The following is a 25,781-nucleotide window of genomic DNA, read 5'->3' on the forward strand; positions in this document are numbered from 1 at the left end:
TTCGGCGAGCCGGCAGCGCTGTCTATTGCGCGGCGCTGCTGGCAGTTTTCGCGGTTTTGAGATTTTCCAACATGTCCTCAAAGCGGCCGTAAAAGTCCATCAGGGACGGGGCTAACAGCAGTGCGCTCTGCAGTGCGTCTTCTGCCGCCTGAATGTCGCTTACCGCGACGGCGCGGAGCAGGCGGGTGTGGGTTGCTTCCAGTTCTCTGAATTCTTCCGAGTTCCTTAAGCCTTCATCGCCCAGCAAGGCGAAGAGCTTTATCGGCTCGCTTTTGCCCTTCAGTTCAATTTCACCGGCCTCGAGATAGGCAAAGGTCGGAGCGGCTTTGCGCGTATCTTCAGATACAAGAAGCTCTGACCCAACTGTCTTGCAGCTTGATTCAATCCGTGAGGCCACGTTGACGGCGTCCCCGATGACCGAATAGTTGAACCTTCTGGCCGAGCCCATGTTGCCCACGCAGGCTTCGCCGCTGTTCAACCCGATGCCGATCTTGACCGATTGCGATTTCAGTTTTCTAGCCCTGAAACGGAACGCATCCCGCGCGTTCAGATGATCGACGACCTTGAGCATAGCAAGGCTGGCACGGCAGGCCATCGCGGCGTGGTCCGGTGTGTGCAATGGAGCGTTCCAAAACGCCATGATGCTGTCGCCTATATACTTGTCGATCGTTCCGCCTTCGGCCTGGATGGCATCGGACAAGGGCGACAATAGTGTGTTCAGAAAACTCACCAGTTCTTCCGGTGTAAGTTGTTCCGATATCGGGGTGAAACCGCGAATGTCCATGAACAGGATGGTCATCGGTCTGATTTCGCCGCCGAGTGTCAGCTGTTCCGGCGTTTGCTCCAGTTGGTTCACCAGGTCGGGAGACAGATACTGGCTGAAAGCCTGTCTGACGAATTTTTTCTCCCGTTCTGTGAGGAAGTAAAGCAGCGCAGTCGCGGCGGTGAACACGAGAAGAGCCGTGAGACTGGTATAGATCGGATCGATCAGCAGACCGTTGTTCCAGAAGAGATAGAAGGACCCGCCGATCAGCCCGGCCACCATCAAGCCGCCGAGGACCGCGGTTCCGATGCTGCCGATCGCAGGCATGGCCAGGATTATGATGGCACCTGCCAGAAATGTCGCGATGATCTCCAATCCATTGGCCCAATCGGGCCGCGACAGATACTGATCGAAAATGATCTGCTCCAACGCCTGAGCGTGGATGGATACGCCAGGGACCTGTTCGCCCAGGGGAGTTGCCCTGATGTCGCGGAGACCGACGGCAGATGTGCCGACGAGTACGATTTGTCCTTCAAAAAAGGCAGCAAGCTCAGGTAGTTTCTCAGGTTTGTAAAGGTCGCGCGCAGACACATACCGTTCCGGGAAATCCCTATCAGAAGTAAAATAGAGCCAGAGTTCGCCTGCAGCTGTTGTCGGGGGCGTGAAATCGCCGATCTTAATGGCGGTGACAGCTGGATCACCGGTTGCGCTCTCTGAGCTGGAGCCGGTGGACCTCACGATGATCCCGCTGGCGCCCTGCGCGACCCGCAACGCTTCAGCCACGAGGCTCGGGTAAAGCTGCTCGCCGTCACTGACAATCAGAGGGACCCTGCGGACAATCCCTTCTCTGTCATCCTCGGAAATCGAGATGGAGCCGATGCCGCTGGCTGACTTTTGCAAGACTTCAAGGTTCGTGACCGCCGCAGGAAACGGCGGAAGAAAGGATACCGGATCCTGGCCGCCAAATGCAGTTCCAGCGATTTTGACAGGTTTGCTTCCGGTTTCGTCCGGAGTTACGGCGAAGCCGAGCACGACCGGCGCTTCGGCAATGGTATCGGCGAACTGCTCGTCATGGTCGGGAAGGATCTCAAGGGCTTCCAGCACCTCTTTCGGCGCCGTCGCCGCAAGAGAGTTTTTAAGCTGGGCCGGCGATGTCCGGTCCGGTTCGGAAAAAACCACGTCAAAGACAATCGTCGCAGCGCCGAGATCCGTCAGCACACGGACCATCTCCGCAATTTTTGTACGTGGCCAGGGCCATTGTCCGATTTCGGCTATCGATGCTTCGTCGAGGTCGACGATGCGGATCGGTCCGGTTTGGTACTCTCTTGGATGCAGCCGCTGATACTGATCGAACGTCAGCTCCCGAATGGACTTCAGAAAGTCCGGATCGGCGGTTCGAAGCCCGGTCATGAAAGCAAGAATAACGCAGGCAATCATGGCCACAAGGGCGCGCTTGGACGACAGTGTTTTGAGAACCCGGCGCATGGCCATCCATTTCGTTTAGACCTGGTCAGCCTAAATTCAGGCAGGAGGCTTCGCAAGCGAGAGGATGGGGCCGAACCAAAAGAAAAACGCTGGAGCGGTGGCTCCAGCGTTCTCGGATCGTTCGGAAGGATCAGACCTTAAGCGGCGGGCTGATCCTTGGCGCGCGCGCTGTTGCGAACGGCTTTCTGAACTTTTTCGAATGCGCGCACTTCGATCTGTCGAACGCGTTCGCGGCTGACCCCGAATTCCCCGGACAGGTCTTCAAGTGTCATCGGGTCCTCAGAAAGGCGGCGGGCCTCGAAAATCCGGCGTTCCCGGTCGTTCAGGACGTCCATGGCATCGCTCAGCATTTTGCGACGCTGGTCCAGCTCTTCCTGATTGGCAAGCAGCGTTTCCTGGCTGTCGCTCTCGTCGACAAGCCAGTCCTGCCACTCACCCGCGTCTGCTTCCGCGCGCACCGGGGCGTTCAGGCTCGCGTCACCGCCCAGACGGCGGTTCATGGAAATCACCTCTTCCTCGGAGACACCAAGGCGGGTTGCGATTTCTGCTACCTGATGCGGCTTCAGATCGCCTTCGTCCAATGCCTGGATCTTGCCTTTCAGGCGGCGCAGGTTGAAGAAAAGACGTTTCTGGTTGGCAGTGGTTCCCATTTTAACAAGGGACCATGAACGCAGAATGTATTCCTGTATGGCGGCCTTGATCCACCACATCGCATAGGTCGCCAGCCTGAAACCCTTGTCCGGCTCGAAGCGTTTCACCGCCTGCATGAGGCCGACATTCCCTTCGGAGACCACTTCTCCGATGGGCAGGCCATAGCCGCGGTATCCCATAGCTATTTTTGCAACAAGGCGTAGGTGAGAATTGACCAGGCGTTCAGCAGCTGCGGGGTCTTCATGCTCTTTGTAGCGCTTGGCGAGCATGTATTCTTCCTGCGGCTGCAGCATCGGAAACTTGCGAATCTCATCCAGGTAGCGGCTCAGGCCACCTTCCCCTGCGGTGAGTGTCGGTACGTTCTGGGCCATGACATGCGCCCCCTTTCGTCAAGTCCACATCCGGCCTCTCCGGTTGCTCCGCAAAAGGCGCAAGCAAGAATTTTCGGGAGAAAACGGACGCAATATCGTGTCCATTACGGCACACAAGAGATTTTAATATAGGTAGATTTTAGGCGATTGCATGTGCGGAAAACAGAATTCATTCCTAAAATTTTTGTAATCCGGACAAAAGTTTTGCGAAATCAGGTGGGTATGGGCTCTCAAAACGCAAAGTTTTACCGTTTACGGGGTGCTCGAAGGCAAGCAATCCTGCGTGCAGCGCCTGCCTGCTGAAGTCGCTCACAAGGGTTCTGAGCGGGTCTTCGAGCCGGTTAACCTTGGTTTTGAAACCGGACCCATAGTCATTGTCGCCAATAAGCGGATGGCTGATGTGGGCCATGTGAACGCGGATCTGGTGCGTGCGGCCGGTTTCCAGCCTGCACTCCATCAGGCTGGCAAGCGCCGGTTGATCGTCATTTCCGAACCTTTCCTTTACTTGCCAGTGAGTTATGGCGCGGCGTCCTGATGTTTTCACCACGGCGATCTTCTGGCGGTTGGATTGTGACCGCGCAAGGTTCGCGTCGATCGTTCCCTTGAGGCTCGAAGGCGCTCCCCAGACAAGCGCCGCATAGGCCCGTTCGAGCGGCCCGGTACGGCCGTGATCTGCAAATTGTGCTGCCAGTCCCTGATGGGCCTGGTCGGTTTTTGCCACGACAAGCAGGCCGGAAGTATCCTTGTCGATGCGGTGAACGATCCCCGGGCGTTTGATGCCACCAATGCCAGACAGGCTGTCGCCGCAATGATGGATCAGCGCGTTGACCAAAGTGCCTGTCCAGTTGCCCGCGCCCGGGTGGACTACCAGGCCCGCTGGTTTGTCGACCACAATCAGGTGCTCGTCCTCAAAGACGACGTTTATCGGGATGTCTTCGCCTTGTGGTTCCGGATCCTCCGCTTCAGGTAAAGTCAGACAAAGTGCATCACCTTCATTGACCCGGTATTTAGGCTCCACTATTTTCGCGCCGCCGACGGTGACGTCTCCGGATTTGATCAGGGACTGGATCCTATTGCGGCTAAGAGCTTCCAGATGAGCTGCAAGCACTGCATCCAGACGCTTTCCGGCATCGGCTGCATCAACCGTTAAACTGAAATCCGGCTCCAGGTCAGCAGGATCTTCGTGGGAAATTTCTGTCATGACACAACCTGATTTTCGGGAAGACGCTGATGAGGCGCCGCTTGACCCGGCTGCCCAGAAGCTTCAGGTAAAACTGAGACGCCTGCTGCTTGGCTCATCCCTGATTATGTTTGCCGGTCTGATCGCTGTCTTTGCAGCTATTCTTTACAAGATCAACACAAATGACGAAGGTCCGGTAGAAGGCGATGTCGCGGCAACCGTCGCTGTTGGACCGGAGGCAGAGGTGCTGTCTGCAGATCTTTCCGACGGAATGCTGCTTGTGCTGGTGCGCGAAGGCACCAAGACAGCCTTGTTGCGCTTTGATGCCGTGACGGGAAAAAAGCTGGGCCGCACGGATTTTGTCTCACGTTGATCACATCTGGCTCGCATCAACTTTGACACTCTGTCGTTGATAAACTTCCCGGCGTGAAAAAATTGATTAAAAGGGGTTGCGTCCTGCTTTGCGCGGCCTTATACGCACGGTCCTTGGCTTGAAGCTTTTGCCTTTGAGCCCCGCGCGCCCATCGTCTAGCGGTCTAGGACGCCGCCCTTTCACGGCGGAAACACGGGTTCGAGTCCCGTTGGGCGTGCCAACTTTTCTCGGAAAAACAGCAGATAAACGTGAGCATGGCGGCCAAGTCTCGCTGTTTCTTGGACTTTCAACCTATCAAGCGAATTTTTCGGTCAGCTGACGGCCGGTTTCGATCATCTCCACCTCGGCTTCGCTGGCAATGCGTACAAACTCTGGATGAGGGCAATGGTCAGTCACAAAGGTGGTTACCTGTGACAAGTGCCCGACCCGGACCGGGGCCGTGCGTTCGAACTTGGTGCTGTCGGCGGCCAGAATGACATGACGGGCATTATCCATGATGGTCTTTGTAACCTTCACTTCCCGGTAGTCATAATCCAGCAGCGAGCCGTCGGCATCGATTGCCGAAGCGCCTATTACAGCGAAATCAACCTTGAACTGCCGCATGAAATCGACCGCGGCTTCACCGACAATGCCGCCATCGGCGTGCCGCAGAACCCCGCCTGCGATAACCACCTCGATCTGGGAGTAGCCACGCATCAGACTGGCGACGTTGATATTGTTTGTAATGACCATCAGCCCGCGGTGTTGCAGCAAGGCCTGCGCAACGGCCTCTGTCGTCGTGCCGATGTTGATAAAGATCGAGGTGTTGTCGGGAATGAGCGCAGCCACGCTTTCGCCTATGTCGGCCTTTTCCTTGCTGGAGATGATCCGCCTTGCTTCATAACCGACATTCTCAATACCGGAAGAAAGCAGCGCACCACCGTGGGTTCTGGCCAGCAAGCGACGCTCACACAGTTCGTTCAGGTCCTTGCGGATGGTTTGCGGGCTGACATCAAAGCGTTTGGCCAGGTCATCGACGCTGACACGGCCCAGTTGCCGGGCAAGTTCCAATATAGCGTTGTGACGTTCAATCAGCATCGGCAGGGCTCTTTTGCGGCGCTCAACGCGCCGTGTCATCTTTGTTGAGCGTTTAAACCCTAGATGACCGGCCTAACCTTCCAAGATCAAGCCACATCTTTCTTTTTTTGTTTGGTAGGTTTTGTTTTCTGGGGCGCATTTTCATCAGAACGCTGGTTCGCTGCCACAGCTTCAGGCTCAACTGCCTTCGCGGGTCGAGCTCCTCTGTTGGAGGCAACGATGCGGCTGACGAGCGCTTCTGCAGCGGAAGCAATGTCGGTAGACTTGGCCGGCGTTTCCGCATCGGGTGCCGTCCGTTTGGCAGAACGTTTTTCTACCCCGGATGCGCCGTTCGCTGAGCGCTTGATGCGCCGTTTCGGCTTTGCCGCCAGTCCAGTTTCCTTTTCGGGTTCCGAACCGAGGGGCGTGAGGTCTGCCTGTGCAGAACCCTTGGTGACAAGAACCTTGTCCGCAGTGGCCACGCGGTCCGCTAACTTACGGAACTCTTTTCGGAGATCATTTAGAGCCGGAGCGCGGGCAAGGTCGTTTTGAAGCCTATTCACTTGTCCGGTCAGCCGAGCGAGCTGGCGTTCCCTGTTTTCCAGTTCTGACAGCCGCTTTGAACTTTCATTTGAAATCCGATCCAGCTGTTCTTTCAGATCGGTGTTCATTTCGTCTTCCGCACTGCCGGAACTCTCGAGAACAAGTGACAGCCGGGTCACTTCGGCCTGAGCGGAAATATACTTGGATTCCGTGTCGACAAGTTGAGCTTCCAATTCGGCCAGCCGACCCTTGGCAGCTTCATCGCGTTCCGCCTGAACTTCACCTGCTACGGTCGGTTCGTACTTGGCCAGTTTTGCCTTCAGCGTTGCAACTTCTGCCTCAAGCCCGGTTATGGTCGCAAGCGCCATGGTGTCGCTGGCAGGCAGCCAACCGCCATCGTCCTTGGCGCTTGCCTCGGTATTGGAGGAAGAATTGTCTTCAGCTGATTTGGTCCAGCTTTCAGCAAGTGATTTTTCGGCCTCTGACAGTTTCTTCTTGAGAGTGGAAACTTCTTCGGAAAGTAGATCAGCGGCCTTTTCGTCGCTTTCGATGCTGGCCTGCTTGGCTTTCATCTCATCGGACTTTTCCTGGAGCGACCGCTCCAGTGCCTCGACCTCGCGTTTCATGCGAGTAGCTTCAAGATGGTGTTTGGAGGCCTTCTCGCGCTCGCTTTCAAGCTGTCGCTCAACCCGTCTCAGTTCGACTGCGTGGCGCGCGCGCGCCTGGTCTTGCGCAGCCCTGACTTCCGCATAGCTGGATGGGTTTACAGCGCGAAGCGCTTCTTCCGTCAGGCGCGCCGCTCGGCGGTAGAATGCAGGCAAGATCGCAAGGCCGATCAGACCGGCCGTACAAAATCCGAGTGCCACATACATCGCCGCTTCAATCACGTCAGGCTCCTGGTTCCTTTTCTCGGCGCAACCGTTCCATCATTAGACGACCGAGGGCGCGCCGCCAAGTGTACTCAAAACAAGGTAAAAACCTTGTTGCCATGCCTGGTTGCAGCGGGTTTGCCGTTAGAACGGGTTCCAGGTCGGCTTGTCCGTGAACTTCAGGTATCCAAGATTGAGCCCAAGACGAGCGCCGACACCAGCCCTAACAGGAACAAGCACGATCTCGTTTTTCAACAAAACCGTCATGCCTGCACCGCCGACCAGGTAGGCAGACCCATTCACGCCCGCAAAACGCTGATAGACCGAGTTCACCGTTGGAAGGTTGTAAATGAGCATCATGACCCTGGCGCCATCCGCGCCAAAATCCCATCCGACCGAGGGGCCTTGCCAGAATATTTTGTGGTTGCCGGCATTGCGTGTGTAAAGGTGACCTTCACCATACCGTGCACCGGCGATGATCGCGCCGGACCCTTCCTCACCCAGAATATAGCCGTTGGGTTCGCCATATTGGGAAAAGGCACGTTCAACGACGGATGCAATGCCGCCAGACACTGAGCCGAAAAACTGATGACCGGTTTTGACGATTTCATCTTCGCCATAGGTCTGGCCCGGCGGGATTGGTTCATCGCCACTGGACTGCGCTTGAGAGGGGAGGGGGACAGCAAACAAACACAAACACAGGAACGCAGCTGACAAGACAGACGCCACACGCCAGGATTTTTGTGTCATTCAACAACTCCTCTTTATAATGCCCCAGACGCTTCGATAGTTGCGGTCCGGCTGGAACGCGATGCTAAACTAATGCAACGACATGCTGATTCGCATGAAATCGCGCACCTTACATAAGCCGAATCAATGGAAAGCTGGCCTGAAAAAAAGACGAGGATGTGTCTTTCCCTGGTTTTGACAGTTCTTGTGTGTGTTTTCGCGGGGAATAGTTTCGCGCGTCCCAAGACTTTCGTTCCAGATCCGATAACCGGGTATGCCATTGGCGGACACGACCCGGTCAGCTTTTTTGTCGATGGGCAGCCGCGCAAGGGAAAGCGCGAATACGAGCTGCAATGGGGCGGCGCAGAGTGGATTTTCGTCAATCAGGGCAATATGGCCGCCTTCGAGCGAGACCCTGAAGCCTACGCGCCTCTTTTTGCCGGTTGCGGCGGATTCGCTCTTTCTGAAGGCTTTGCGACAGCAGGCAATCCCTTTATCTATGCCATCGTCGAAGGGCGACTTGTCTTTTTTCATTCCGTGGTCAATCGTTTCCTATTTATTGTAAGCGGCGCTCAGTTGATGAAGGATGCGAAGGAAAATTCAACGCGCGTTGGTTGTGTTCCCGTGCGTTAGACCAGCAGAACGGGCGGAATCGTGCGCCTTTCTTGCATTGGTGCGAACTTTCATTTGGATGACCTGCCTTGCCTCCTGGCGTTGCCTTGGCAGCGGCTTTGCTGATGTGTAACGCTTGCCATCACATTCGCGAATCAGTTTTGCCGAGACCTACAGAAGAGCCCAGCACCACCATGTCCGCACTCAAAGAGCTAACCTCGCTTGATCTGGCCGCTCTGGTGGCGAGCCGTGTCTGCCACGACATCATTTCACCCGTCGGTGCCATTACCAACGGTTTGGAAGTGTTGGACGAGGAAGGCTCTGAGGACATGCGTGACTTTGCGATGGATCTCATCCGCAAAAGTGCGCGCCAGGCATCCGCAAAGCTGCAATTCGCCCGGCTGGCATTCGGGGCAGCGGGATCAGCGGGTGCCGAGATCGATCTCGGAGATGCTCAAGTCGTTGCCACAGGGTTTATGGAAAACGAAAAATCCGACTTAAATTGGCAACTCGATCGGCATCTGATGCCGAAGAATAATGTCAAATTGCTCCTTAACCTTATCCTGATCGCAAATCAGTGCGTGCCGCGCGGCGGTGAGATCAAAGTTGAAATGACCGGTGAACCCGCTTCGCCGTCATTTACGCTACACGCCAAGGGCCTCAATCCGCGTATCCCCTTGGGAATGAAGGAAACTCTAGGCGGAGAAGAGCCTGAGCGCATCGATGCACATTCGGTTCAGCCGATCTACACTCTACTTCTCGCTCGTGAAGCCGCTATGGTATTAACGATAGATAAACAAGAAGACTTGGTAAAAATTACGGCGTCTCCAGCAGAATAATCTGTCAGACAAAAGTCTCCATCTGTTTCAGCGTATCTTAACTGTTTCACGTCAACCTACTCTCATGGACTTTTCGGTCCAGACATCCTTTTCGGGATGCGGAACCAGTAACAAGTCGGGTGAGAGCAGGACATGGACGACCTCCTCAGGGAATTCATTACTGAGACGAACGAGAGTCTCGATGTTGTTGACGTTGAACTTGTCAAATTTGAACAAGAACCAAACAACGCGACCATCTTAGATAACATTTTCCGTCTGGTGCACACTATTAAGGGCACTTGCGGCTTCCTTGGCCTTCCCCGGCTGGAAGGAATTGCACACGCTGCGGAAACCCTTATGGGCAAGTTCCGTGACGGAGCACCGGTTACGCAAGAAGCTGTGTCCCTTATTCTAACGTCGATTGACCAGATCAAGGACATCCTTGGCGAGCTGGAAGCTGCCGGTGGTGAAGAACCGCAAGGCGACGACAGCGAGTTGATCGGACATCTGGAAGTGATGTCTGCCAAGGCTGATGCTGCGATGGCAGGCGGCGGTGAAGAGGCTCCGGCCGAAGAAGCCGCCGGTGATGAGGCTTCCGAAGCGGAAGCAGACGCCGAAGCAAGTGATTCTGAAGACGAGAGTGACGCAGAAGCGGACCAGGCCCTTGAGCGTCCTTTGCGTCCCGGCGAAGTTTCGCTTGATGAGCTTGAACGCGCCTTCCGCGAGACCGAAATCGAGGTAGAAGTTGCCGAAGCCTCGGCTACGGAAGCCGAAGAGGTCGCGGAAGAGGTCGAAGAGCCTGTCCCTGCACCGGCTGCCGTGAAGGTGGAACCGAAAGCGCCGGAGGCAAAGAACAAGACCGAAGGAAAAAGCGAGAAGAAAGCTGCTGGTGGTAGTGTATCCAACCAGAGCATTCGCGTCGCTGTCGACACGCTTGAGCATTTGATGACGATGGTCTCTGAGCTCGTGCTGACTCGGAACCAGCTTCTGGAAATCGTTCGCCGTCACGAAGACAGTGAATTCAAGGTACCGCTGCAGCGCTTGTCAAACGTGACCGCCGAGCTGCAGGAAGGTGTCATGGCGACACGCATGCAGCCGATCGGCAACGCCTGGCAGAAGCTGCCGCGTATTGTGCGTGACCTTAGCCAGGAACTGGAAAAGCCGATCGATCTGGAAATGATCGGGGCCGATACCGAGCTTGACCGACAAGTCCTTGAAATGATCAAGGACCCGCTCACCCACATGGTTCGCAACTCTGCCGACCACGGGCTGGAGCTGCCGGAAGACCGCCGGGCGGCCGGCAAGCCTGAAAAAGGTGTCATCACTCTGGCCGCGTATCATGAAGGCGGCCACATCATCATCGAAGTCCGCGACGACGGTAAGGGGATCGATGTTGACCGGGTGAAGGAAAAGATCCTGGAGCGTGGCCTTGCCACTGAAGCCGAAATCGAGAAGATGACGGATTCCCAGATCCACAAGTTCATCTTCCATGCAGGCTTCTCAACAGCCGCATCGGTGACAAGTGTTTCTGGCCGCGGTGTTGGCATGGATGTTGTGCGCAACAACATCGAGCTGATTGGCGGAACGGTCGATCTGCGCTCTACGACGGGCAAGGGGTCGAGCTTTATCATCAAGATCCCGCTGACACTGGCGATCGTATCGACGCTGATTGTCGAAGCCAGCGGCGATCGATTTGCCATTCCGCAGCTTTCCGTGGTCGAACTGGTGCGCGTACAGACCAATTCGGAACACCGCATTGAGCGGATCAAGGATACGCCGGTTCTGAGGCTGCGCAACAAGCTGCTGCCACTGGTTCATCTGTCTCAACTCCTTGGTATTTATGAAGGCGAGGACGCAGACAAGGCCATCGACGCGGACAACGGCTTCATCGTTGTCATGCAGGTGGGCAGCCAGACCTTCGGTGTTGTTGTCGACGGTGTCTTCCACACGGAAGAAATCGTGGTCAAGCCGATGTCGACCATGCTGCGTAACCTGGATATGTTCTCCGGCAACACCATTCTTGGCGACGGATCCGTGATCATGATCATCGACCCGAACGGCATCGCAAGCGCCATGGCAAGCCATGCTTCCAGTGCTGTGGCTGAAACCGAGGAAGACGAACAGGAAGATCTGGCACGCAGGGCCATCAGTGGCCAGAGCTCGATCTCGCTGCTTCTGTTCCGAGCCGGTGCGCCGGAGCCAAAGGCAGTGCCGTTGTCGCTGGTTACGCGCCTTGAGGAGTTCGAGGTCTCGAAGATCGAGCGCTCCAATGGACGCGACCTTGTGCAGTATCGCGGTGCGTTGATGCCGCTGGTCTACGTGAACGACGGGGACTGCCACAAGACAGAAGGCACCCAGCCGATGCTGGTGTTCTCCGACGCTGGTCGGTCCATGGGTCTCGTTGTCGACGAAATCGTCGATATTGTCGAAGACCGCATGCATATCGAGGTCGGCTCGGAACGCCCGGGTATCCTGGGCTCCGCGATCGTCAAGGAACGTGCCACCGAGATTATCGACCTCGGTTACTACCTGCCGCAGGCCTTCGAAGACTGGTTCATGCGCAAGGAGATGGATATCGAAGCGCTGACGAAGAAAGTGCTCTTCGTCGACGACAGTTCCTTCTTCCGCAACATGTTGACACCAGTGCTCAAGGCTGCGGGTTATGATGTCACGACCTGTAACGGTCCTCAGCATGCATTCGAGCTTCTGGAGAACGGTGACAAGTTCCATGCAATCGTCAGCGATATCGAAATGCCGGAAATAAACGGCTTCGAGTTCTGCGAAGCGATGCGCCGTGATCCACGCTTCCGTGACATTCCGATGTTGGCCCTGTCCTCGCTAGTGACACCGGCATCGATCGAACGCGGACGCCAGGCCGGCTTTGACGACTATGTCGCCAAATTCGACCGTCCCGGCTTGATTGCCGCTCTGAAAGACGTCTTCTCCGGTGAAATGGGAGTAGCAGCATGAGTGTGCTGGAACACAAACTCAACGAGGATCAGAACGCTGCAAGCGACATGATCCAGTACGTTACCGTGGTGATTGGAGGCCAGCTGTTTGGCCTCCCGATTTCCCAGGTGCATGATGTATTTGTACCCGAAAGCGTTACACGCGTGCCAATGTCCGCGCCGGAAGTTCAGGGTGTTCTGAACCTGCGTGGCCGGATCGTGACCGCGATCAACATGCGACGCCGGCTGCATCTTCCTCCGCTGGAGGATGAACAAATGATGGCCGTTGGTATCGAGTACAAACAGGAAAGCTACGGTCTCGTTATTGATACCGTGGGCGAAGTCCTGACGCTGCCGGCGGCTTCTGCGGAATCCAATCCGTCGAACCTTGATCGTCGCTGGGCCGAGATTTCCGGTGGTGTCCATCGCCTGGACGGTCAGCTGATGGTCATTCTTGATGTGGACCGTTTGCTGGGTTCGATGTTCACAGAACCAATGGTTGCGGCATAACAAGGCCGAAACGGCCAATTAGTGGAGTAACGCCTGATGAAACAGTGCCTTGTAGTCGATGACTCAAGCGTCATCCGTAAGGTCGCCCGCCGGATTCTCGAAGATTTGAACTTCGAGATTACGGAAGCAGAGGATGGCCAGCAGGCGCTTGACGAGTGCAGGAAGACCATGCCGGATGCAATCCTGCTGGATTGGAATATGCCGGTGATGGACGGACTGGAGTTTCTGACCAGCCTCAGGGGTGAAGAAGGTGGAGAGAACCCCGTCGTGGTTTTCTGCACAACCGAAAACGATGTTGCGCATATCGCACGGGCCATTCGTGCCGGTGCCAACGAGTACATCATGAAACCATTCGACCGTGAAATCGTCGAAGCCAAGTTTCAGGAAGTTGGTCTTATTTAGTATTGAGTTGGGCAGTCTCTAATGGCATTTGCGCAGAGAAGCGCTTCCGCGGGCACAAATCCCGGTAGCGATCCGATTAAGGTAATGGTCGTCGACGACGCCGTCGTCATTCGTGGGTTGTTGACCCGCTGGCTCGGCGAAGACAAGGGGCTGAATGTTGTCAGCTCACACCGGAACGGCAAACTCGCCGTCGAAGATATAGAAAAAAGCAATCCCGACGTCGTTGTGCTCGACATCGAAATGCCCGAGATGGATGGCATGACCGCTTTGCCGTTGATGCTGGCAAAGAAACGCGATCTCGTGGTCATCATGGCCTCGACCCTGACACGCAGGAATGCCGAAATCAGTCTGAAGGCCCTGTCGCTTGGCGCGGCAGACTATGTGCCGAAGCCCGAATCCACTTCCGAAGTAACAACGTCCATCGATTTCCGTCGTGAATTGATCGAGAAGGTCAAGGCACTTGGTGCTCGCGCAGTGCGTATGCGCGGACCAGCACGGACCATGCGTGCTGAAACGCGGGCTGGTCGGACTTCGCAGCCGGTCAAACCCCTGGGGTCCCGTCCGGCAACAGACACGCGCGCAAGTTTCCGTCAGGCTGCCCAGCCTGCAGCTGCGGCCGCTCCACAGTTCAAGACAAGGCCGTATTCTTCAGTGCGGCCAAGGATCCTGGCAATCGGATCTTCTACAGGAGGCCCTCAGGCTCTTCAGGAAGTGATGAAGGAAGTCGGAACTGCAATGAACGACGTGCCGGTGGTCATTACCCAGCACATGCCGCCGACCTTCACCTCCATTTTGGCAGAGCACATGGGCAAAGCCGCTCTTCGTCCTGCCAAGGAGGGTGAACACGGGGAACTGCTCAAGCCGGGAAACATCTATGTTGCACCGGGTGGCAAACACATGGTGCTGGAAAAGGACGGCGGCGCGGTCAAAATTCGACTGACCGACGATGAACCAGTCAATTTCTGTAAGCCGGCTGTCGATCCTCTGTTCGATAGCGTGGCCAAAGTTTACGGTTCGGCGACACTGGGTGTCATCCTCACAGGCATGGGCCACGATGGTGCCGATGGTGTGAAGACGATCGCAGCCGGTGGCGGCAGTATCATCACCCAGGACGAGGCGACCAGTGTGGTCTGGGGAATGCCGGGTGCGGCAGCTCAGACCGGCGTGTGCTGTGACATTCTTCCCTTGAAGGAGATCGGTCCGAAGATCTCTCGCGTATTGAAGGGGAACACAAGATGACGCCAAGCGAGTTTGATTTCCTCAAGAACTTTCTGAAGACCCGGTCCGGACTGGTCCTGTCAAATGACAAGCAGTACCTGGTGGAAAGCCGTCTACAGCCAGTTGCGCGCAGTTCGAAATTGGAAACCTTGAGTGCTGTTATTCAGCAGCTGCAACGGGGTGGCAACCGGGCGCTCGAAAACGAAGTCGTTGAAGCCATGACGACGAACGAGTCGTTCTTCTTCCGTGACAAGACGCCGTTCGAGCATTTCAAGGACACGATGCTGCCCTCGCTCCTGGAAAGCCGGGCGACGCGAAAACAGCTCAAGATCTGGTGCGCGGCTGCGTCCACCGGTCAAGAGCCCTATTCCTTGGCGATCTGCCTCAAGGAAGATGCGGCCAAAATGCCGGGCTGGCGGACGCGTATTCTCGGTACGGATCTTTCTCAGGAAGTGCTTGAAAAGGCCAAGACCGGTCTCTACAGCCAGTTCGAAGTCCAGCGTGGTTTGCCTATTCAGCTGCTGCTGAAATATTTTGAGCAGAAGGGCGATGTCTGGCAGATCAATCCCAACATGCGGGCCATGATCGAATGGAAGAAGTTCAATCTTCTTGAGAGCTTTACGCATCTCGGCGAATTCGACATCATTTTCTGCCGAAATGTGCTGATCTATTTCGATCAGGCCACCAAGTCCGAGATCCTCGGACGGATGGCGAAATCCTTGCCGGACGACGGGTTCCTCGTGCTAGGAGCTGCGGAAACGGTTGTCGGCCTGACCGATGCCTTCAAGCCGGTGTCAGGAAAGCGTGGTCTGTTTCAGAAGAAACAGGTTGCTCAATCCGCCACAGGAGCAACGAGCCGCCCGCGGCTGGCGGTCGGTGGCGGGTTTCAGCGCTGATCTGCGAAAATCCAGTTCAAATCATATTAAAGGCGGTCAATTGACCGCCTTTTTTTGTGCGGTGGTCTCCTTGCCGAAACGGGCATCGACATCGTCCATGTATTTTCTGCTTACCGGGACTTTGGAGCCGTCTTTCAGATCAAGCCAAAGACGGCCGTTTTCGCGTGATTGGCCGACAACTGCCGCATAAGCCACCCAGTGGCTTCGATGAACCTGCATGCCGTCATTGCCTGGCAACTCCGCCACGATGTCATTGAAGCGATAGAGGACCATGCGGCTGTCTGTCTCGCTAACGAGCCGCACATAGTGTTCCTGTGCTTCGACACGCAGCAAGTCACCCTCAAGTGGGGTCTCCAAATGTCTTCCAAAGCCGGTGCCGTCGGCCACAAGGTTTGTGTCTTGCAGGTCAGGATTTTCCGTTGAATCAGCAACGTCGGCTGTGTCTTTTTGTGCTTCGGTCAACGCTTTGGTGCCGGTCTGGGCGTTGGTCGAAAACACAAACAGCTTTGGCGCGGTCAGCAGCAGACAGAGCGCGAGGTGATTGTCAGACAGATAAATGACCTCAAGAAAAAAGAGCCAATATGCGAAATCCCATTCGCGGTTGTCGCTGTTGAGGGAGCGGTTGGCAGGGCTGAAGCAGTGAGGCCATCCAGTTCAGGTAGCCCAAGGATGAGATCGAGCGCCGTTATCGAAAGCGCAAACGGGAACAGGCTGACCACTGCTGCAGTCACTGCAACAGGCCACACTCGGGACTTTAGTCCGGGCACGCGGTCGATAACCTCAAAGAAGGCAATAAACAGGGTTGCCTCGATCAGAACCCTGATCAGCCAATAGCCATAAAGGCTGGCCAGCGTCCAACCTTCCGGTCGCATTGCCTGAGAAGCTGCCAACAGCAGAGCTGCTGTCAAACAAAGGAAGGTCACCTGAGCGATATAGGAACGGAGCATGCGGGCGATCTCAATTCTGAGTTACCGCAAACTACGGTATTTTCGCCCTGTCATTCAAGAAGCATGAAAATCCAGGTACATAACTCTTTGTAAGAATTATGTTTTTAACACTCTTTTTGGTGATCCAAGAATTGGTGAAATCTTCGGACTGCTTGTGAAGGCATGGCTTTTCTTCTCTGACGGCTGCGCCAGATACTGACCTGACGGAACTGGTTTCTGCGATCGGTTCCATTGGCCAACTTGGCGAAAATGCACGGGCCCCATCACCGAGTGTTGAGCTGAAGAGCAGTTTGGGAGAACTTGAATGACGATTGATGTGAAACTGACACGGCGAGCCGCACTGCTGGGCGCAGGCGGCGCGATTGCCGGTGCCGGTCTTGCCAGTACAACCGGAGCTGTCTTGGCAGCTGCAGACAAACAAGGGGCCATGGCAACGCCGGTGGCGCGATATTCCGTCGGTGAATTTGAAGTCAACACCCTGTTGGATGGCGCTGTGACGGCATCGGAACCGCAAAAAACATTCGGGATGAATGTTGAAGCTGACGCGTTCAACAATTTTTCGGCGGAAAACTTCATTCCTGCTGATCAGTTCAGAGCCTTCTTCACGCCGACTCTGGTCAATACAGGCAACGAACTCATCCTGTTCGATACCGGTGTCGGTGAGGGTGGTCGGCCAGCTCGCGGTAACATGCGCGCGGCGATTGAAAGTGCAGGCTATGCGCCGGAGCAGGTAGACGTTGTTGTGATTACGCACATGCACCCAGACCATATCGGCGGCCTTATGGAGGGCGGTGCACCGGCTTTTGCAAATGCACGATACGTAACGGGCCAGAAAGAGTATGACTTCTGGGCGGCTATGGATCCTGAGGCCAATGGTGTTACCAAACTGATGGCCAAAAATGTGAAGCCGCTTGCTGACAAGATGACATTCCTTGGTGATGGCGGCTCGGTAGCCTCCGGCGTTACCGCTGTTGCTGCGCACGGCCACACACCAGGACATATGCTCTACATGCTCGAAAACGGCGGTCAGCAGCTTCTTCTGGCAGCAGATACAGCCAATCACTATGTCTGGTCACTTGCCAAGCCGGAATGGGAAGTGCGCTTCGATATGGACAAAGAGGCGGCAGCCGCAACGCGGAAGAACATCTTCAGCATGCTTGCGGCCGACAAGGTACCGTTCGTCGGTTACCACATGCCTTTCCCGGCAGTCGGCTATGTTGCTGCCGATGGAGATGGGTTCCGGTATGTACCGGCCTCATATCAGATGCATCTCTGATTCGATTTCAGAACTGCACAGGAGAAGCCGGTCTCTGCCGGCTTCTCGCGTTTTGGTGGTCCCTATCGAAACTCAGCGCCCCAACTGAAGCTTGCTGAGTCTTCATAGCAGGATGGCCAGTGGTCAAAATGCCTGGGGACGGATGCAGACCTGACAAGATCACTTGCCGGAAAATACGGTTTGATATCGATGACCGGTGTGTCCGATAGCGTGTCGATAAAGGGGGTCGTAATCACTCCGGCAGTTTCATCAACATTCAAAAGACGGACAATTGAGAAACAAACCGGATTGGGTCTCTGGGGGCTGCGAGTGGCAAACACTCCAACTGCTTCTTCCGTGGTAGTATAGGGAGACGGAAAAACCAGCGGATGCCGTGACCCGTCGTTGTCCGCCTCATGAGCGATCCACACAACGATCGCGTGGCTGAAATCCGCAAGCCCTTTCAAGCCAGGCACATAGTCTTTGTCGATGGCGATGCGAAATCCTTCCGCAAAAGGCCGCACGGAACCGATCACCTTCAAGGTGGTGTTCATCATCATATTCCTTGGTTTGATTTGTGTTGCGCCGGGCCCGACATCGGCAAGCTGCTGATACTTTATGAAAAGCACAACAAAAAACGTCGGGTTAGGTGCTTTTACCGACAAGACCTGGTGTGAGTGCTGACGTGCAGGCCCTGTTCAGGAGAGTGTGGGACGCAACAAACTGTCCGAAAATATGCAGAGCCTTGCAGGCAGGCACAAAAAAAGCCCCGGTAATCCGGGGCTTTTTGATCTTTAGCGATGTCTGGAGCTGATTAAGCTGCAGCTTCGACTTCCGGTTCGCGAAGAACGTAGCCGCGTCCCCAAACCGTCTCGATATAGTTTTTACCGGATGTTGCCGCCGCCAGTTTCTTGCGGAGCTTACAGATGAAGACGTCGATAATCTTCAGTTCCGGCTCGTCCATGCCACCGTAAAGGTGGTTCAAGAACATTTCCTTGGTGAGCGTCGTTCCCTTGCGCAGGGACAGAAGCTCAAGCATCTGGTATTCCTTGCCGGTCAGATGCACACGCTGGCCGCCAACTTCGACGGTCTTGGTATCCAGATTGACCTTCAAGTCACCGGTGATGATCACCGATTGTGCATGGCCTTTCGAGCGGCGAACGATTGCGTGGATACGCGCGACAAGCTCATCCTTATGGAAGGGCTTGGTCATGTAATCGTCGGCGCCGAAGCCGAGGCCACGAACCTTGTCTTCAATTCCCGCGTTACCGGAGAGGATCAGGATCGGTGTCTTGACCTTCGAAACGCGGAGTGTCCGAAGAACCTCGTATCCGGACATGTCCGGCAGGTTCAAATCCAACATGATGATGTCGTAGTCGTACAGTTTGCCGAGGTCGATACCTTCCTCGCCAAGATCTGTCGTGTAGACGTTGAAGTTCTCGGACTTCAGCATCAACTCGATGCTCTGCGCTGTGGCGCTATCATCCTCAATCAACAATACACGCATGCCAATCCCCTTGTTCTGCCTTTCCTGGGCAAGTCGCAACGGCTCTGTCGGTGCCTGCTACGAAGGACTGTGTTAACCCCGACTCAAAGCTATCGGTTAATGGTTAACAAAATATGATTCGCAACGGCAAGCTTCGAAAAGAGGAAACTGTGAACAACGATCAACTTATTGAATCCCCAGAAAAAACCCAGATTCATAAGTCTTAATGTTGAACTTTAAGAAACGGGTCTAACCGATTCCGTTCAGATTCCTTTCAACAAAGCCGAAATGACTTCGAAATGGCTCTCGCTTGTCAGCCTTCCAAACGTTAAGATTAACCAGAGTCGTAAACGATAGGTTACCAAAACCGTTAACGTGTGAAGGAATTTTCCGTGAAGGCGCTTTTCGCCGAGATTGATTCGCTCATGTCGACCGAGATTTATGGCCGGGTTACTGCGGTTCAGGGCCTTCTCGTGGAGATCGCGGGACCTATTCACGAGATGAGCGTCGGCTCGCGACTTTTAATCGATAATGGTGAGGATAACCCAAAGGTTCCCGCCGAAGTTGTCGGTTTCAGGGAAGGTCATGCTCTTTGCATGCCGTTTTCCGGCCTCGAAGGCGTGCGCATGGGCTGCAAAGCCGTCATAAAAGCCCGGGAGAGCGTGGTTCATCCAGGTAGCGAGTGGCTTGGTCGAGTCGTTAACGCACATGGTGAACCAATTGATGGTAAAGGAGACCTTCCAAATGGCGGAGTGCCTCGCAAATTGCGAAGTTCACCGCCACCGGCTTCGGAACGCAAACGAGTCGGACCGCCGCTTGATCTGGGCGTCAGAGCACTCAATACCTTCGTGACGTGCTGCGAAGGGCAGCGGATGGGCATCTTTGCCGGCTCCGGTGTGGGCAAATCGGTATTGATGTCGATGCTGGCTCGAAACACCAATTGTGATGTTGCCGTTATTGGTCTGATCGGTGAACGCGGCCGGGAAGTGCAGGAGTTTATCGAAGACGATCTGGGCGAGGAGGGTCTGGCGCGCTCGGTGGTCGTCGTGGCGACCTCTGATGAGAGTGTATTAATGCGCCGTCAGGCTGCATATCTTTCAATGACCGTTGCTGAACACTTTCGGGACGAAGGCAATAACGTCCTTTGCATGATGGATTCGATTACGCGATTCGCAATGGCGCAGAGAGAAATCGGCCTTTCAGTGGGCGAGCCGCCGACATCCAAAGGTTATACACCAACTGTTTTCACCGAACTGCCTCGGCTTCTGGAGCGAGCCGGTCCTGGTCTGGAGGGAACCGGATCGATCACTGGCCTGTTCACCGTTCTGGTTGAGGGCGACAACCACAATGAACCGGTTGCGGATGCCGTTCGCGGTATTCTGGATGGTCATGTGGTCATGGAGCGGGCCATTGCGGAGCGCGGACGATATCCGGCAATCAATGTGCTAAAGTCTGTGTCCAGGACGATGCCGCGCTGCGTGCCGGAACAATCGCTGCCCATGTTGCGTAAGGCGCGGCAGCTATTGTCGACCTATACCGATATGGAAGAACTGATCCGTCTTGGTGCTTATCGCAAGGGATCCGATCCGGTCGTGGACGAGGCAATTCACAGGTTCGAGTTGATAGATACTTTTTTGAATCAGGAAAAAGACGAATCAACGTCACTTTCTGACGGTTATCTGCAACTTGCCAACCTTTTGGAAATGACTCAGGGGTAGACTGCCCGTGTTAGGGGAGTATTGAGTAATGAAAACCCGAGACAGTTTGATCCGCTTGAAGCGGTTTCAAGTGGATGAAAAGCGGCGTCAGCTTGCCCAGATCGAGGGCATGATAGCCGAGTTCAATCGCATGGCTGATGAACTTGACGATCAGATCCGGTCCGAACAGGAACGGGTCGGTATTACCGATGTCACACATTTTGCATATCCGACATTCGCCAAAGCAGCCGCTGACCGGCGAGACAATCTGCGCAATTCCGCGCACGAACTCGACGACCAGCTGCAGCGAGCTCAAGACGAGCTCAGCGAGGCGATTGAAGAATTGAAGAAGTTCGAGCAACTTGAAGAGCGCGACCAGCAAAGGGAGCGCACCGCGCAAGAGATTGCCGAACAGGAACAGCTGGATGAAGTCGCTGCACGTGCCCGCATGCGTTAGGCAATGCACCTGAAGCTGCAAGCGCTTATTCTGTTTTTGAAGCGCGCAGCGACTAAAATATTTCCCCAATCAGCCTGATCGCCTTTGCGGCGGTCAGGTTTTGTGCTTTGTGGCGGCGGTGGTATAGGCAAATGGTGCCGTCGATACCATCTGTTGACGGTCAACCAATCGCCCAGTCACAACAAAGAGCCGGAGCTCGGCAAGATTAATGCGACTATTTCTGGCTCTGCTGCTCCCGATCTCTACATTTTCCTTTGCACTTGGCCTTACGCAACCACTGATGCGCTTTGAACGGCTTTATTTTCTGGAAGACCGTCCAAGCCTTATCAGGATGATCACGGAGCTTTGGCAGGATGGCGATGCCGCGCTTGCGGGCATTGTCGCGCTCTTTTCTGTCGGGTTTCCTGCTCTCAAGATCCTTTTGATCCACATCGCGGTTTTGACCGGAGGAAAGTCCAGGTCCCTGGCGCTGCTCTCCATGGTCAGCAAATGGTCGATGCTGGATGTGATGCTGGTCGCTCTGGTGCTGTTTGCGGCCAAAACAAGTGGTCTGGCTGCTGCGGCCATTTTGCCCGGTCTTTGGTTCTATGCGGCCGCAACCCTGTCGACCGCGGTGGCGGCCAACCTTTGCGCAAGAGCCTGATCGCCTGGAAGCAGACTACATAGCCGCCAGACGGGATGCACGTTCCCCGCCCGGTTTTGCCTTTTTTCTTTGCGCTTGGCCTGAAAGTCGCCACACCTCGATTGACGAGCCGAGGCCGTGCTTTCGATGTGTTTCTTGTAGGCAACTGTCCACTCCGACGCGCGTGCAGACGGAATTTTCAGATGATCGCAGCGAACCTTGGCAAAGAGAGCGAAGGTCGATGTGTCGAGTTGAGCCTTGGCAGCTGTTTTCATAACGAGGTCGAGTTTGCCTTCATAGACAGCGTCTTTCAAAGCTTTTTGAGCGATGCGACCGCGTGCGCTGAGCAATTCGATCGTATGATTGAACCGGCCATCCTGCAGAAGCAGGATCATCAATTCGCTAATCGAAATACCGTTGCGTTCGGCGTCCCGCCAGAGCAGCTCCATATCGGTTGTCGTGAGCGCATCGCCGAACTCTCGGCGCAACGCCTTAAGCCGGGCGATCTGATTGAGCTGATCTTGTGAAAGCGAACCCTCGATGATCCCGTGAAGCCGTTTTTTTGTTTCCTCGTTCACCAGCGGCAGCAACTGACGACAGACGGTGGGTGACAAATCGGTTCTCAAGCACAGGTCTTCCCGCAGAACCACGTCCTCCGTCGCCAGTTTGACGAATTTGAGCATTGTTTCACGAGATAGCTTGATTTCCCGGTTGCCGGCCAGAATTCGTTGGACCGGGCGATCACCCCTCTCGGCGATGACATCTGAAATTTGCGGCGAGAGGTCGGAGCGACGCGCAATTACCTGGAGATGAGAAGCGCTCAACCGTTCAACGAAATCCAGCAGGTCCTCCTGCGAAAACACCGGGCAATTTGCAAGAACAGGCATGGCCACGTTGACATTGTCTTCTGCCAGACGTTTTGCAAGTTCAGATGGGGTGTTCGTTTGGGATGCCAGTCTTTTGGCCAGGCGCGCGCGATCTTTTGCGGATCCGACACCGTAAAGCTTGATGATGACTTCAGCGAAGATTGCCAGCTCCCGATCGGTGCGCTGGTCCAGGTTGGAAACCACAAGCTCGCTCACTTGCGCAAACAAGCGCTCGCGAGCTCCCTCGGTGTTATCCTGGGCCAGTTCGATCAGGGAATTCGACATCCACTCTCCTCTTCCCATCAGATTGACGTCTATATTGTTATTATTACGTTACCCGATGGATGAATGATCCCTTTTTACCTTACGTAAACTTGGTTTATTGTTGCCTGACACGGAAAGTCTGAAGGTTGAACTTAGTCGATGAAACGTTTCAACTCTCGTTTGCCAGTTTTCGTTGCGGTGCAAAAAGACTGATCGGCCTTCAAGCTCTCTTTCCTTTTCTGCAGGTTGTTTCCTATTGTTGTGCTTGAGACAGTGTTCGCACCCGCGTGCCGCAAGTACAGGAATTATGATGAGAATTTTGGGCAACATTCTGGTCGTCATCTTGGGGCTGATGGTGCTCGGGGAGACTTCGGCACTGGCTCAAGAAGCGCCGAGCCAGCAAGCGAGCGAACAGACTTCGCAGACGGCGGACGTCCAAAAAGCAAACGATGCTCTCATTAAAGTTCTCAACGATCCTGCCAGCCGTGAAGCCCTGATCAAGATGCTCAAGGAAAGCGCGTCCGAAGAGGGCGTGGGAGGCGACAGCAAGGCGCAGGCCGGAGAAGGTCAGGCGACGGGGGACACCGCGTCCGGCGATGAAGAAAGTGCCGGGCGTGGCTTCGTCATCCGAGTCGGCGAATACACAAAGACAATTGCAGACGAGATCGGAGTGGTCGTCGATCGATCGGTGCATTCGCTAAAGGGGCTTTTGCTCATTTTCAGCGGAGAAATTCCGATCAAGTGGGATCGGGCAAAGGACGTGCTCACCCAGGTTGCGGTGGTCCTTGGTGCAGCCTATCTGGCCTTTTGGGCCGGCCAGGCGATCGCCCGGTTGATTTATCCGAAATTGTCCGTTCGTGCCCGCTATGGCGGTGGACTGACACGAAGTTTCATTCTTGTTCTGACTTCTATCATTGACGGGCTTACCGTCGCCGTTGGGCTTGGTGTCGGGTATCTGGTTGCGCTTCTTGCCTATGGCGGCTTTCAGGCCGGTGTGTCCCTCCAGGAGAGCCTGGCTCTCAACGCGTTTTTCATCACCGGTATGGCCAATGTTTCCCTCAGGTTTGTTTTTGCACCGCAGCGACCGGAATTGCGTCTTCTGCCGTTTTCAAACGCAAGTGCCGACTACTGGTACGTCAAGCTGCGCTACTACATGTTCTGGGTCAACTATGGTGTTTTCCTGGCCGTTCCGGTGGCGAACATCGCCGTGTCCTTTGTTCTTGGCAATGCGCTGCGTTTTCTGATTGTTCTTATCGGGATGCTTTACCTGATGGTATTGATCGCACGGAACCGGCTGAACGTCCGCAAAGGCACACGCGACTATGCGCAAACGCTCCATAGTGGACTTGCCCAGAGCGCGCTCACCAATCTTGGCAACTTGTGGCATGTCGGCGCTTATGGCTACATCATCGCGATTTTTCTGGTCTGGGTCACGCGCCCCTTCGACGCAACAACAATCATCCTTAGGGCGACCGGTCTTTCAATCATTACCATAATGGCGGGCATGGCAATTTCGCTTGTGATGACACGGGCAATCAAGGGTGGCATTCGCATTCCGAACGAGCTTAGCGAAAAACTTCCGGCGCTTCAGTCCAGGCTCAACGCCTTCGTTCCAAGGCTGCTCAAACTCATCAGAACTATCGTGTTCATCGGAACCATATTGCTGCTCTTCGACATTTGGGGTCTCTTGAGTGTCATTGACTGGATTTACAGCGAAACCGGTGCTCGCCTTGTCAGCAGTTATGGCGCGGCCTTTATGGTGCTGATTGTGGCTTTTGTTGTCTGGCTTGCTGTTATGTCCTGGGTGGATCTTCGCCTTCAGTCCCGGGCCGGCTACATCGTCACCGCACGGGAGCGGACACTTTTTCAGCTGTTTCGCAATGCCTTCACGGTCGTCATTATCGTTATGGCAATCCTGCTTTCACTTTCGGAAATCGGTGTTGATATCGGTCCGCTGATTGCCGGTGCCGGTGTTGTGGGTCTAGCGATTTCCTTTGGTGCGCAAACCCTGGTGAAAGACATCATCACCGGTGCTTTCATTCAGATTGAGAACGCGATCAACGAAGGCGACGTGGTGACCGTGGCAGGCATAACGGGAACGGTGGAAGGCATCACCGTGCGATCCGTCAGGATGCGGGATCTGGATGGCACCACCCATATCATTCCGTTTTCCTCCGTGGACATGGTGTCCAATTTCATGCGCGGCTTCTCTTATCATGTTGCCTTGATCGGTGTGTCTTACGACACGGATATCACCTACGCCAAAGACGCAATGGCGGAGGCTTTCCGGCGGTTGAACGAGACAGATTTCAAATCGAGCATTTTCGGTGACCTCGAAATGCACGGAGTGACAAATTTTGGCGCCAGCTCAATCGATATCAGGGCGCGCATCAAGACAAGGCCCGGAGATCAATGGTCTGTCGGCAGGGCTTACAATGAATTTGTGAAACAGGTCTTTGACGAACGCGATATCGAGATTCCGTTCCCGCAGGTAACTTACCATGCGGCGACACCTCCTTATGCAACCGCTGCCGGGAAAGCGAAAGAGAAAGTGAAAACCGGTTCCCGAAAGTCGAATCCTGTAGATGATGCACCAGCCGATGATGGAGAACATTAGATTTTTCAATAATTTGTATGTTAACTCGTGGTGTTCTCTTTTAGAGAGTACTACCGGACTCTCGACAAGATAGTGGTTTCGTCATGTTCGGGAAATTGTTGATTGAATTTCGCTGAGTTTCGTTTTATTTTCATTTTCGGGTTGGC

General features: G+C 54.9%; 24 protein-coding genes and 1 tRNA gene. 14 read left to right on the top strand and 11 right to left on the bottom strand.

The window, feature by feature from the left end:
• Positions 1-22: 22 nt before the first annotated feature.
• The 3 genes from ACZ1HV_RS19725 to ACZ1HV_RS19735 form a co-directional block, all read right to left on the bottom strand.
• Entirely contained in the window at positions 23-2,248 is a 2,226-nt protein-coding gene (locus tag ACZ1HV_RS19725; RefSeq protein ID WP_472716068.1) for a CHASE2 domain-containing protein, read from the bottom strand.
• Positions 2,249-2,385: 137 nt separating this feature from the next.
• Entirely contained in the window at positions 2,386-3,270 is an 885-nt protein-coding gene (gene rpoH / locus ACZ1HV_RS19730; protein ID WP_298819973.1) for an RNA polymerase sigma factor RpoH, read from the bottom strand.
• A 175-nt stretch (positions 3,271-3,445) separates the two neighbouring features.
• Positions 3,446-4,471 (bottom strand): RluA family pseudouridine synthase, encoded by a 1,026-nt coding sequence (locus ACZ1HV_RS19735; RefSeq protein WP_298819975.1) that lies wholly within the window; start codon positions 4,469-4,471, stop codon positions 3,446-3,448.
• On the opposite strand from ACZ1HV_RS19735, the gene ACZ1HV_RS19740 reads away from it, so the two are divergent.
• Both ACZ1HV_RS19740 and ACZ1HV_RS19745 read left to right on the top strand, forming a co-directional pair.
• A complete protein-coding gene (locus ACZ1HV_RS19740) occupies positions 4,470-4,823 on the top strand; it encodes a hypothetical protein (protein WP_472716069.1) in 354 nt (117 codons plus the stop codon). The genes ACZ1HV_RS19735 and ACZ1HV_RS19740 overlap by 2 nt on opposite strands.
• Before the next feature lie 144 nt (positions 4,824-4,967).
• Positions 4,968-5,043 (top strand) — tRNA-Glu (locus tag ACZ1HV_RS19745).
• A gap of 74 nt (positions 5,044-5,117) precedes the next feature.
• Here ACZ1HV_RS19745 and ACZ1HV_RS19750 read toward each other — a convergent pair.
• The 3 genes from ACZ1HV_RS19750 to ACZ1HV_RS19760 form a co-directional block, all read right to left on the bottom strand.
• Positions 5,118-5,900 carry a DeoR/GlpR family DNA-binding transcription regulator gene (locus ACZ1HV_RS19750; protein ID WP_298819979.1) on the bottom strand — a complete coding sequence of 261 codons (783 nt, stop codon included), beginning with the start codon at positions 5,898-5,900 and terminating at the stop codon, positions 5,118-5,120.
• Between the two features lie 86 nt (positions 5,901-5,986).
• Positions 5,987-7,309 carry a hypothetical protein gene (locus ACZ1HV_RS19755; RefSeq protein WP_472716070.1) on the bottom strand — a complete coding sequence of 441 codons (1,323 nt, stop codon included), beginning with the start codon at positions 7,307-7,309 and terminating at the stop codon, positions 5,987-5,989.
• Positions 7,310-7,435: 126 nt separating this feature from the next.
• A complete protein-coding gene (locus ACZ1HV_RS19760; RefSeq protein WP_152499956.1) occupies positions 7,436-8,041 on the bottom strand; it encodes a DUF1134 domain-containing protein in 606 nt (201 codons plus the stop codon).
• A 156-nt stretch (positions 8,042-8,197) separates the two neighbouring features.
• On the opposite strand from ACZ1HV_RS19760, the gene ACZ1HV_RS19765 reads away from it, so the two are divergent.
• The 7 genes from ACZ1HV_RS19765 to ACZ1HV_RS19795 all read left to right on the top strand — a co-directional run bounded on the left by ACZ1HV_RS19765 (position 8,198) and on the right by ACZ1HV_RS19795 (position 15,424).
• Positions 8,198-8,653: a YHS domain-containing (seleno)protein gene (locus ACZ1HV_RS19765; protein WP_298819983.1), complete on the top strand. Its 456-nt coding sequence runs from the start codon at positions 8,198-8,200 to the stop codon at positions 8,651-8,653.
• 173 nt (positions 8,654-8,826) lie between these two features.
• Positions 8,827-9,471: a histidine phosphotransferase ChpT gene (chpT, locus tag ACZ1HV_RS19770; RefSeq protein ID WP_298819985.1), complete on the top strand. Its 645-nt coding sequence runs from the start codon at positions 8,827-8,829 to the stop codon at positions 9,469-9,471.
• Between the two features lie 132 nt (positions 9,472-9,603).
• Positions 9,604-12,420, top strand: a complete 2,817-nt coding sequence (locus tag ACZ1HV_RS19775; RefSeq protein WP_298961049.1) for a hybrid sensor histidine kinase/response regulator — start codon at positions 9,604-9,606, stop codon at positions 12,418-12,420.
• A complete protein-coding gene (locus tag ACZ1HV_RS19780; protein ID WP_298819989.1) occupies positions 12,417-12,908 on the top strand; it encodes a chemotaxis protein CheW in 492 nt (163 codons plus the stop codon). The genes ACZ1HV_RS19775 and ACZ1HV_RS19780 overlap by 4 nt, the downstream gene beginning before the upstream one ends.
• Positions 12,909-12,944: 36 nt before the next feature.
• Complete coding sequence (locus tag ACZ1HV_RS19785) at positions 12,945-13,310, top strand: response regulator (RefSeq protein ID WP_265682866.1); 366 nt, start codon at positions 12,945-12,947, stop codon at positions 13,308-13,310.
• A 21-nt stretch (positions 13,311-13,331) separates the two neighbouring features.
• Positions 13,332-14,549, top strand: a complete 1,218-nt coding sequence (locus ACZ1HV_RS19790; protein WP_472716071.1) for a protein-glutamate methylesterase/protein-glutamine glutaminase — start codon at positions 13,332-13,334, stop codon at positions 14,547-14,549.
• Positions 14,546-15,424, top strand: coding sequence for a CheR family methyltransferase (locus ACZ1HV_RS19795; RefSeq protein WP_298820011.1), 879 nt, complete (start codon positions 14,546-14,548; stop codon positions 15,422-15,424). The genes ACZ1HV_RS19790 and ACZ1HV_RS19795 overlap by 4 nt, the downstream gene beginning before the upstream one ends.
• A gap of 36 nt (positions 15,425-15,460) precedes the next feature.
• Here the strand turns inward: ACZ1HV_RS19795 and ACZ1HV_RS19800 are convergent, their stop codons facing one another.
• Complete coding sequence (locus ACZ1HV_RS19800) at positions 15,461-15,922, bottom strand: LytTR family DNA-binding domain-containing protein (RefSeq protein WP_472716072.1); 462 nt, start codon at positions 15,920-15,922, stop codon at positions 15,461-15,463.
• Positions 15,923-15,939: 17 nt separating this feature from the next.
• A complete protein-coding gene (locus ACZ1HV_RS19805) occupies positions 15,940-16,371 on the bottom strand; it encodes a hypothetical protein (protein ID WP_472716073.1) in 432 nt (143 codons plus the stop codon).
• Between the two features lie 304 nt (positions 16,372-16,675).
• On the opposite strand from ACZ1HV_RS19805, the gene ACZ1HV_RS19810 reads away from it, so the two are divergent.
• Complete coding sequence (locus tag ACZ1HV_RS19810; protein ID WP_298961054.1) at positions 16,676-17,647, top strand: MBL fold metallo-hydrolase; 972 nt, start codon at positions 16,676-16,678, stop codon at positions 17,645-17,647.
• 62 nt (positions 17,648-17,709) lie between these two features.
• Here ACZ1HV_RS19810 and ACZ1HV_RS19815 read toward each other — a convergent pair whose 3' ends face one another.
• Together ACZ1HV_RS19815 and ctrA are read right to left on the bottom strand one after the other, a co-directional pair.
• Positions 17,710-18,180, bottom strand: a complete 471-nt coding sequence (locus tag ACZ1HV_RS19815; protein WP_472716074.1) for a TrmO family methyltransferase domain-containing protein — start codon at positions 18,178-18,180, stop codon at positions 17,710-17,712.
• Positions 18,181-18,440: 260 nt separating this feature from the next.
• Positions 18,441-19,133: a response regulator transcription factor CtrA gene (ctrA, locus tag ACZ1HV_RS19820; protein ID WP_068406317.1), complete on the bottom strand. Its 693-nt coding sequence runs from the start codon at positions 19,131-19,133 to the stop codon at positions 18,441-18,443.
• A gap of 371 nt (positions 19,134-19,504) precedes the next feature.
• Between ctrA and fliI the strand changes: the two genes are divergently transcribed.
• From fliI to ACZ1HV_RS19835, 3 genes are all read left to right on the top strand, one after another.
• Positions 19,505-20,830, top strand: a complete 1,326-nt coding sequence (fliI, locus tag ACZ1HV_RS19825) for a flagellar protein export ATPase FliI (protein ID WP_472716075.1) — start codon at positions 19,505-19,507, stop codon at positions 20,828-20,830.
• Positions 20,831-20,858: 28 nt separating this feature from the next.
• Positions 20,859-21,266: a flagellar export protein FliJ gene (gene fliJ / locus ACZ1HV_RS19830; protein WP_152499966.1), complete on the top strand. Its 408-nt coding sequence runs from the start codon at positions 20,859-20,861 to the stop codon at positions 21,264-21,266.
• 208 nt (positions 21,267-21,474) lie between these two features.
• On the top strand, positions 21,475-21,909 hold the full coding sequence (locus tag ACZ1HV_RS19835; protein ID WP_298820026.1) for a paraquat-inducible protein A: 435 nt from the start codon (positions 21,475-21,477) through the stop codon (positions 21,907-21,909).
• On the opposite strand, the gene ACZ1HV_RS19840 is transcribed toward ACZ1HV_RS19835, so the two are convergent.
• Complete coding sequence (locus ACZ1HV_RS19840; RefSeq protein WP_472716076.1) at positions 21,852-23,039, bottom strand: DUF2336 domain-containing protein; 1,188 nt, start codon at positions 23,037-23,039, stop codon at positions 21,852-21,854. The genes ACZ1HV_RS19835 and ACZ1HV_RS19840 overlap by 58 nt on opposite strands.
• A 289-nt stretch (positions 23,040-23,328) precedes the next feature.
• On the opposite strand from ACZ1HV_RS19840, the gene ACZ1HV_RS19845 reads away from it, so the two are divergent.
• On the top strand, positions 23,329-25,635 hold the full coding sequence (locus ACZ1HV_RS19845) for a mechanosensitive ion channel domain-containing protein (protein WP_472716077.1): 2,307 nt from the start codon (positions 23,329-23,331) through the stop codon (positions 25,633-25,635).
• Positions 25,636-25,781: the final 146 nt, after the last annotated feature.

The sequence above is a fragment of the Roseibium sp. JB4-4 genome (assembly GCF_055693425.1).

Bases quoted from the DNA above. Each gene is read 5' to 3' on its own strand.
- ACZ1HV_RS19725 (WP_472716068.1), bottom strand. From the start codon at position 2,248: ATGCGCCGGGTTCTCAAAACACTGTCGTCCAAGCGCGCCCTTGTGGCC.
- rpoH (WP_298819973.1), bottom strand. From the start codon at position 3,270: ATGGCCCAGAACGTACCGACACTCACCGCAGGGGAAGGTGGCCTGAGC.
- ACZ1HV_RS19740 (WP_472716069.1), top strand. From the start codon at position 4,470: ATGACACAACCTGATTTTCGGGAAGACGCTGATGAGGCGCCGCTTGAC.
- ACZ1HV_RS19735 (WP_298819975.1), bottom strand. From the start codon at position 4,471: ATGACAGAAATTTCCCACGAAGATCCTGCTGACCTGGAGCCGGATTTC.
- ACZ1HV_RS19750 (WP_298819979.1), bottom strand. From the start codon at position 5,900: ATGCTGATTGAACGTCACAACGCTATATTGGAACTTGCCCGGCAACTG.
- ACZ1HV_RS19760 (WP_152499956.1), bottom strand. From the start codon at position 8,041: ATGACACAAAAATCCTGGCGTGTGGCGTCTGTCTTGTCAGCTGCGTTC.
- ACZ1HV_RS19765 (WP_298819983.1), top strand. From the start codon at position 8,198: ATGTGTCTTTCCCTGGTTTTGACAGTTCTTGTGTGTGTTTTCGCGGGG.
- chpT (WP_298819985.1), top strand. From the start codon at position 8,827: ATGTCCGCACTCAAAGAGCTAACCTCGCTTGATCTGGCCGCTCTGGTG.
- ACZ1HV_RS19775 (WP_298961049.1), top strand. From the start codon at position 9,604: ATGGACGACCTCCTCAGGGAATTCATTACTGAGACGAACGAGAGTCTC.
- ACZ1HV_RS19780 (WP_298819989.1), top strand. From the start codon at position 12,417: ATGAGTGTGCTGGAACACAAACTCAACGAGGATCAGAACGCTGCAAGC.
- ACZ1HV_RS19785 (WP_265682866.1), top strand. From the start codon at position 12,945: ATGAAACAGTGCCTTGTAGTCGATGACTCAAGCGTCATCCGTAAGGTC.
- ACZ1HV_RS19790 (WP_472716071.1), top strand. From the start codon at position 13,332: ATGGCATTTGCGCAGAGAAGCGCTTCCGCGGGCACAAATCCCGGTAGC.
- ACZ1HV_RS19795 (WP_298820011.1), top strand. From the start codon at position 14,546: ATGACGCCAAGCGAGTTTGATTTCCTCAAGAACTTTCTGAAGACCCGG.
- ACZ1HV_RS19805 (WP_472716073.1), bottom strand. From the start codon at position 16,371: ATGCTCCGTTCCTATATCGCTCAGGTGACCTTCCTTTGTTTGACAGCA.
- ACZ1HV_RS19810 (WP_298961054.1), top strand. From the start codon at position 16,676: ATGACGATTGATGTGAAACTGACACGGCGAGCCGCACTGCTGGGCGCA.
- ACZ1HV_RS19815 (WP_472716074.1), bottom strand. From the start codon at position 18,180: ATGAACACCACCTTGAAGGTGATCGGTTCCGTGCGGCCTTTTGCGGAA.
- ctrA (WP_068406317.1), bottom strand. From the start codon at position 19,133: ATGCGTGTATTGTTGATTGAGGATGATAGCGCCACAGCGCAGAGCATC.
- fliJ (WP_152499966.1), top strand. From the start codon at position 20,859: ATGAAAACCCGAGACAGTTTGATCCGCTTGAAGCGGTTTCAAGTGGAT.
- ACZ1HV_RS19835 (WP_298820026.1), top strand. From the start codon at position 21,475: ATGCGACTATTTCTGGCTCTGCTGCTCCCGATCTCTACATTTTCCTTT.
- ACZ1HV_RS19840 (WP_472716076.1), bottom strand. From the start codon at position 23,039: ATGTCGAATTCCCTGATCGAACTGGCCCAGGATAACACCGAGGGAGCT.
- ACZ1HV_RS19845 (WP_472716077.1), top strand. From the start codon at position 23,329: ATGAGAATTTTGGGCAACATTCTGGTCGTCATCTTGGGGCTGATGGTG.